The organism is Streptomyces sp. NPDC002773 (assembly GCF_040295605.1).
Taxonomy (GTDB): Bacteria; Actinomycetota; Actinomycetes; order Streptomycetales; family Streptomycetaceae; genus Streptomyces.
Genome location: NZ_JBEOVO010000002.1, coordinates 558100 through 565293, shown reverse-complemented (window position 1 = coordinate 565293; position 7194 = coordinate 558100). Strand labels below are relative to the sequence as shown.

At 70.7% G+C, this 7194-nt stretch carries 5 protein-coding genes and 1 rRNA gene; 2 read left to right on the top strand and 4 right to left on the bottom strand.

Annotated features, from left to right (window positions below; genetic code table 11):
* Positions 1-87: ribosomal RNA gene (locus ABT034_RS05195) — 16S ribosomal RNA — on the bottom strand; the annotation flags it as partial.
* Positions 88-730: 643 nt separating this feature from the next.
* On the bottom strand, positions 731-1297 hold the full coding sequence (locus ABT034_RS05190) for a MarR family winged helix-turn-helix transcriptional regulator (protein ID WP_351211367.1): 567 nt from the start codon (positions 1295-1297) through the stop codon (positions 731-733).
* Positions 1298-1452: 155 nt separating this feature from the next.
* Here ABT034_RS05190 and ABT034_RS05185 point away from each other — a divergent pair, with 155 nt between their 5' ends.
* Positions 1453-2721: an MFS transporter gene (locus ABT034_RS05185; RefSeq protein WP_351211365.1), complete on the top strand. Its 1269-nt coding sequence runs from the start codon at positions 1453-1455 to the stop codon at positions 2719-2721.
* Between the two features lie 7 nt (positions 2722-2728).
* Here the strand turns inward: ABT034_RS05185 and ABT034_RS05180 are convergent, their stop codons facing one another.
* Together ABT034_RS05180 and ABT034_RS05175 are read right to left on the bottom strand one after the other, a co-directional pair.
* Positions 2729-4423 (bottom strand): ATP-binding SpoIIE family protein phosphatase, encoded by a 1695-nt coding sequence (locus tag ABT034_RS05180; RefSeq protein WP_351211363.1) that lies wholly within the window; start codon positions 4421-4423, stop codon positions 2729-2731.
* 106 nt (positions 4424-4529) lie between these two features.
* Positions 4530-5894: an NAD(P)/FAD-dependent oxidoreductase gene (locus ABT034_RS05175; protein WP_351211361.1), complete on the bottom strand. Its 1365-nt coding sequence runs from the start codon at positions 5892-5894 to the stop codon at positions 4530-4532.
* A gap of 353 nt (positions 5895-6247) precedes the next feature.
* On the opposite strand from ABT034_RS05175, the gene ABT034_RS05170 reads away from it, so the two are divergent.
* The gene (locus ABT034_RS05170) at positions 6248-7045 is read left to right on the top strand and encodes a TetR/AcrR family transcriptional regulator (RefSeq protein WP_351211359.1); all 798 of its coding nucleotides are present in this window, start codon (positions 6248-6250) and stop codon (positions 7043-7045) included.
* Positions 7046-7194: the final 149 nt, after the last annotated feature.

Below are 7194 nucleotides of genomic sequence, written 5' to 3'. Positions count from 1 at the left end.
CCACCCCGAAGGGCTTCATCGTTCGACTTGCATGTGTTAAGCACGCCGCCAGCGTTCGTCCTGAGCCAGGATCAAACTCTCCGTGAATGTTTACCCGTAATCGGGTCACACTCGCGTTGAGCGGGACAGTCAGGCCGGAATAAGGCCGACTGTCCACAGCGTCCTCGCTGTGTATGTTGCCTACCCGCCACAAGGGCCGGTAGGACTTTCAAAGGAACCTCGCCATCCGAAGATGGACGGGGTATCAACTAATCTGGCGTTGATTTTTGGCACGCTGTTGAGTTCTCAAGGAACGGACGCTTCCTTTGTACTTACCCTCTCGGGCTTTCCTCCGGGCTTCCCTTCGGTCTTGCGTTTCCGACTCTATCAGATCTTTCCGATCCGATTTCCTCGGTGCTTTCCGGTCCCTTTTGCTTTCGCTCCGGGCCCTTCCGGCGGTTCCGACTCTATCAGATCCTTTTGGCGTCTGATTCCCAGTCAGCGGGGTTTGTCTTTGCGGCTGTTGGGCCGTTCCGACGTCCCGAACTCTAGCGGATTTCCCCGGCGCCTCATAATCGAGACTTTCGAAATGAATTTCGGCATGCCGAAATTCTTCCCGGTGGGGAGATCGTGCTGAGTAGGGGTGCCGCTATCAGCGGCGGAGTGGTTGTCGAAGAACCGTTCCGGCTCTGTGACAACTCGGAGAACACTACGCATCCGGCAGGGGTGTGTCAACCCCCGTCCGGTGGTCTCAGTCGAGGTCCGTCAGGCGGCCGCCGGCGTCCGGCTGGGTGTGCTCCACGCGGCGGAGGAGACGGATGAGGACCTCTCCCAGCAGGCCCTTCTCGTCTCCCGTGAGGTCCTGGAGGAGGTCCTCCTCGAAGTCCGTGGCCATGCGCATCGCCTCCAGCCACTTCGAGCGGCCTTCGTCCGTGAGCTCGACGATCACGCGGACCCGGTTGTTCTCGTCCCGGTCGCGGGTGACCAGGCCCTCGCCGGCCATGCGGTCGATGCGGTGGGTCATCGCCGCCGGGGTGAGGCCCAGACGCTTGGCCAGCTCGCCGGGGCCCAGGCGGTAGGGCTCTCCGGAGAGGACCAGCGTCTTGAGGACCTCCCACTCGGCGTTGCTGATGCCGAGGTCGGCGAGCTGGCGTCCGTACGCCACGTTCATCCGGCGGTTCAGCCGGCCGAGGGCCGAGACGACCTTCTCGACCTGGGGGTCGAGGTCGCGGTACTCGCGCTGGTAGGCGGCGATCTGCTCGTCGAGGCTCGGCTCCTGGGGAGCGTGCGGGCCGGATCGCTCGGGGTTGTCGGACATGCGGGCGAGTATCCCACGCATCTCGTTCGCGTTGAAGTCCTTCAGTGTGTACTGTTAAGCCGTTAACTTTAGCGTTGAAGTCTTCAGGGTTCAGGGGTACACCTCTGAACCCGCGATCGAAGTGGGTGAGTGTGACCGAGGCGAGGGGCGCAGCGATGCGCCGTATTCAGGCAGGCAGCGCGCTGAGCGCGTTCGGACTCGGCTTCACCGTGCCGTACCTCTATGTGTACGTGGCGCAGGTGCGGGATCTGGGCGCGGCCACGGCGGGCATCGTCCTGGCCGTCTTCGCCATGGCCGCGCTCGTGGTGCTGCCCTTCAGCGGGCGGGCCATCGACCGGCGGGGGCCCGTGCCGGTCCTCCTCGTGGCCTCGGTCGTCGCGGCTGTGGGTGCGGTGGGCATGGGCTTCGCCTTCAGCGTGCCCACGGCTGTGGGGGCGGCGGCGCTGCTCGGTGCAGGTACGGCCGTGCTCCAGCCGGCCCTCGCCACGATGATCGTCTGGTGTTCGACGCGCGTCGGCCGCACCCGGGCCTTCGCCACGCAGTTCTTCCTGCAGAACCTGGGTCTCGGTGTCGGTGGTCTGATCGGCGGTCTGCTGGTCGACACGAGCCGTCCGGGCAGCTTCATCCTGCTGTTCTCGATCGAGGCGGCGATGTTCCTCGTCCTCGCGGGGATCGTCGGGACCGTGCGGATGCCCGGGTCGCCCGCGCTCCAGGATGCCCGTCCCTCCGAGGGCGGGAAGGGCGGCGGTGTCCGTGCGCTGCTCGGGCACAAGGCGATGGTGCAGCTGTGTGTCCTCGGCTTCGTCCTCTTCTTCGCCTGCTACGGACAGTTCGAGTCGGGTCTCGCCGCGTACGGCACCGAGGCCGCCGGGATCCAGCCGTCGACGCTGGGTATGGCGCTCGCCGCCAACACGGCGGTGATCGTCGCCGCCCAGTTCCTGGTGCTGAGGTTCGTCGAGCGTCGCAAGCGGACCCGGGTGATCGCGGCCGTGGGTCTGATCTGGACGGTGGCCTGGCTCATCGCCGGGTACGCGGGCCTCGGGCACGGCAGCCAGGTGATGGCGACGGCGGCCTTCGTCTCGACGTACGCGCTGTTCGGGCTCGGTGAGGCGATGCTGTCGCCGACCGTGGCGCCGCTGGTGGCCGATCTGGCGCCGGAGTCGCGGGTCGGGCAGTACAACTCGGCCTTCGCGCTGGTCAAGCAGTTGGCGCTGGCCGTCGGGCCGGCCGTGGGCGGGCCGATGGGGGCCGCGCTGCACGGTCCGTACATCGTGACCTTCGTGCTGTTCTCGCTCGGCATCACGTTCCTCGCCGTACGGCTCGGCCGGCAGCTCACCCCGGAGCAGAACCAGCCGTCGCTCGCCGTGAAGCCCTCGCGGGTCGTGGCGCAGCACATGCCGGAGAAGGAGACCGCCGCCGCCTAGCCGGGCCCTAGTCCCGCAGGGCGAACTCGCACCAGACCGCTTTGCCGCCGCCCGGCGTGCGGCGGCTCCCCCAGGACGAGGCGATCGTCGCGATGATCGAGATACCGCGACCCGCCTCGTCCTCGGTTTCCGCCCTGCGGCGGCGCGGGAGGTGGTCGTCCCCGTCCGTGACCTCGATGATCAGTCGGCGGTCGGTACGGCGCAGCCGCAGCCGCATCGGCGGGGTGCCGTGCTGGAGCGAGTTCGCCACGAGTTCGCTGGTGGCGAGGACGCCCAGGTCCCGCAGTTCGACCGGGAACCGCCAGGACGACAGGACGCCCGTGGCGAAGGCACGCGCGCGTGGGGCGGCTTCGACGCCGCCGAGGAGTTCCAGGGCGGCGTTGTGGAAGAGCTCCGCGTCCGCTCCCTCGCGGGACGGGTGCTGGACGACGAGGACGGCGACGTCGTCGTCGTGCTCGGCGGTGACCCCGAGGGAGCGCAGCAGCCGGTCGCAGACCACCTGCGGGGTGCCGCTGGCGCCGGAGAGGGCGCGGGTGAGAGCGGCGACGCCCTCGTCGATGTCCTCGCGGCGGCGCTCGACCAGGCCGTCGGTGTAGAGGACGGCTGTGGAGCCGGGCGGCAGGGCGATGGAGCCGGAGGCGTGGAGCCAGCCGCCGGTGCCGAGCGGCGGTCCGGTCGGGTCCTCTGCGCACCGGACGGTGCCGTCCTCGTCCCGTACGAGGATCGGGAGGTGGCCCGCGGAGGCGTAGACCAGCTTGCCCTCGTTGGGGTCGTGGATCGCGTACACGCAGGTCGCGATCTGGCTGGCGTCGATCTCGGCGGCGAGGCCGTCGAGGAGCTGGAGCACCTCGTGCGGGGGCAGGTCCAGGCGCGCGTAGGCCCGGACGGCGGTGCGGAGCTGGCCCATGACGGCGGCGGCGCGCACGCCCCGGCCCATCACGTCGCCGATGACGAGCGCGGTGCGGCCGGCGCCGAGGGTGATCACGTCGTACCAGTCGCCGCCGACGGCCGCGTCGGTGCCGCCGGGCTGGTAGGTGGCGGCGATCCGCAGGTCGTCGGGCTGTTCGAGGTCCTGCGGGAGCAGGGAGCGCTGGAGGGTGACGGCGGTCTCGCGGTGGCGGCGCTCGGAGGCCCGCAGCCGCTCGGCGGCCTCGGCGTGGTCGGTGACGTCCGTGGCGTGGACGAGGACTCCGCCGCCGTCCGGGTGGGGGCTGTCCACGGGCAGGCACGTCACCGTGTACGAGCCGCCGTCCTTGGTGCGGCGTGACTTGACCGTGCGCGGCTTGCCGCTGCGCAGCACCTGGTCGATGAGGGGCAGCAGGCCGAGTTCCTCGGCCTCCGGGCAGGAATCGGCGAGGGTGGCACCCGCGGGGCGGGGCCCGAAGGCGGCGGCATAGGCGTCGTTGACGTACGCGATGCGGTGCTCCGGGCCGTACACGAGCGCGACCAGGCCGGGGAGACGGCCGAGGAGCTCCCGTGCGGAGAAGTCCTCGAGGGCGGGGACGTCGGCGGTCTCGGACGGGTCGGCGGCGCCTGGCGCCTCGGCGGCGCCGGTCGCGTCGGTCGCGTCGGCAGCGTTGGTGATGAGCTGCCCCAGCTGCCGCGCGTACTCACCGCGGGCGGCGGGCACGGAGCCTTCGGTCCCCCGCGCCGCGCGGCGCTGTGTGCCGGGGAGCCGGGCGCTCCAACGGGTGAAGTTCACGGATCTGTATGCCTCGTGGTGTCGGTGCCGTGCAGAGTCACGCTGTGCAGGTGTGAGCCCACCTATGGTCACACGTCCAGTGTGGACGAGTGCACTGACAGTGATGTCAGGACGACGGCTTGTCGCCGGGGGCCGGTGGGGGTGCGGCGGCGAGTTCGAATTCGGCGCGGGGGTGTTCCAGGGACCCGAGGGAGACGATCTCCCGTTTGAACAGGCCGGACAGGGTCCACTCGGCGAGGACCCGGGCCTTGCGGTTGAAGGTGGGCACCCGGCTGAGGTGGTAGGCGCGGTGCATGAACCAGGCCGGGTATCCCTTGAGTTTCCGTCCGTAGACGTGGGCGACGCCCTTGTGGAGGCCGAGGGAGGCGACGGAACCGGCGTACGCGTGCGCGTACTCCTTGAGCGGCTGCCCGCGCAGGGAGGCCGCGATGTTCTCGGCGAGGACCTTGGCCTGGCGGACCGCGTGCTGCGCGTTGGGCGCGCACTCCCTGCCGGGCTCCTCCGCGGTGACGTCGGGGACGGCGGCCGCGTCACCCGCGGCCCAGGCGTGGGCGACGCCCTCGACGGCGAGCTGGGCCGTGCAGCGGAGCCGCCCGCGCTCGTTCAGCGGCAGGTCGGTCTCGGCGAGGACGGGCGCCGGTTTCACGCCGGCGGTCCAGACGACGGTCCGGGTGGGCAGCCGGGTGCCGTCGCTGAGGACGGCGACCCGGTCCTCGCAGGAATCGAGGCGGGTCTCCAGGCGTACGTCGACGTTCCGGGCGCGGAGCTCGCGGATCGCGTACCGGCCCATCTCCGCGCCCACCTCGGGCAGGATCCGGTCCGAGGCCTCGACGAGGACCCATCTCAGGTCCTCCGGCTTGACGTTGTGGTAGTACCGCGCCGTGTAGCGGGCCATGTCCTCCAGCTCGGCGAGCGCCTCCACGCCCGCGTACCCGCCGCCGACGAACACGAAGGTCAGGGCCGCGTCGCGGAGCCCCGGGTCCCGGGTCGAGGAGGCGATGTCCATCTGCTCGATGACGTGGTTGCGCAGCCCGATGGCCTCTTCGACGGTCTTGAAGCCGATGCCGTGGTCGAGGAGGCCGGAGACCGGGAGGGTGCGGGAGACGGAGCCGGGCGCGATGACCAGCTCGTCGTAGGTGAGGTCGACGGCGCCGGTGCCCTCCTCCGCGGTGGCGAGGGTCGCGAGGGACGCGGTCCGCGCGGCGTGGTCGACGGACTGGACCTCGCCGATGACGATCCGGCAGCGGTCAAGGACCCTGCGCAGCGGTACGACGACATGGCGCGGGGAGATCGAGCCGGCCGCGGCCTCGGGCAGGAACGGCTGGTACGTCATGTACGGCTCGGGGGTGACCACGACGATCTCGGCGGCGCCGGCTCTCAGCTCGGCCCTGAGCTGCCGCTGGAGGCGCAGCGCGGTGTACATGCCGACGTAGCCACCGCCGACGACGAGAATGCGCGCAGGTTCGGTCACTGTCCCATGACGCACTCCCGTCCGTGGTTTGTCCACAGCCCCGACAAATTGTGTGACCGGAAGGGTACGGAGGCGCGGGGTGGCGCGCGAGTCGGGTGCGGGCGAAACGGCGCAGGTCAGGGCGGGCGGGACGGGTCCGGCGGTGGTCCGGAATCGGGAGTGTTCCGGTCCTTGCTCCGATCGGGGGGCGCACCGTACGGAACTGCCCCTTCTGAATTGACCCGGACTCAACTATGTTCGTAGTTCGTCGGGGTGGCGGAGGAGAGCGCGTGGACCGAAGCGCTCACCGGCCGGAAGCCCCGTGTCAGGGCGGGGAGTCTCCGGGGGGAGACATCATGAGCGGGGGAACGCTTATGCAGATTCAGGATTCACGATGGCAGACGGGCGCCGGGACGGCGACCGTGGACGACGGCCTCCGAGCGGGCGTCGCCGGCTCCGAGCGCAACGGCGCACCGGCGGCGGTCGGCGGCAGGTCCGCGCCGCTGCGGGTGGACGCCCAGCGCAATCTGGAGCACGTCCTGCGCGCCGCGCGCGAGGTGTTCGGCGAGCTCGGCTACGGCGCTCCGATGGAGGACGTGGCACGCCGCGCCCGGGTCGGCGTCGGCACGGTCTACCGGCGCTTCCCGAGCAAGGACGTCCTTGTGCGGCGCATAGCCGAGGAGGAGACCTCCCGGCTGACCGAGCAGGCGCGGGCCGCGCTCGGCCAGGAGGAGGAGCCGTGGTCGGCGCTCTCCCGGTTCCTGCGGACCTCGGTGGCCTCGGGCGCGGGGCGGCTGCTCCCGCCGCAGGTGCTGCGGGTGCGCGTGGACGACGCCGCGGTGCCGTCCTTCGGTGACGACACGGAGGACACGGAAACGGCCCGGGTGCCGTACCAGCGGGGTGTCACCGAGCCGACGGACGCGCGGGTGGTCTCGCCTCGGCCCGTACCGGCCGAGGAGCGGGACGACGCGGGCGCCGCGGAGCTTCTCGAGGTGGTCGGCCGACTCGTCGACCGGGCGCGTGAGGCGGGTGAGCTGCGGAGGGACGTGACCGTGGCGGACGTCCTCCTCGTCATCGCCACCGCCGCCCCGGCCCTGCCGGACGCGGTGCAGCAGGCGGCGGCGTCGACCCGGCTCCTCGACATCCTTCTCGAGGGGCTGCGGTCCCGGTAGCGGTCTCTGTAGCTCTCCGGGGTTTCCGGCGGTGACGTTTTCGTGGTCCGGGCGGACCAGCGAGCATGACACGAACGTGTGAGCGGTTACGCCCGGATACACGAAGTCGCCCCGGACGAGTGGTAAGTGGACGAGGCGCTTCGGCGCGC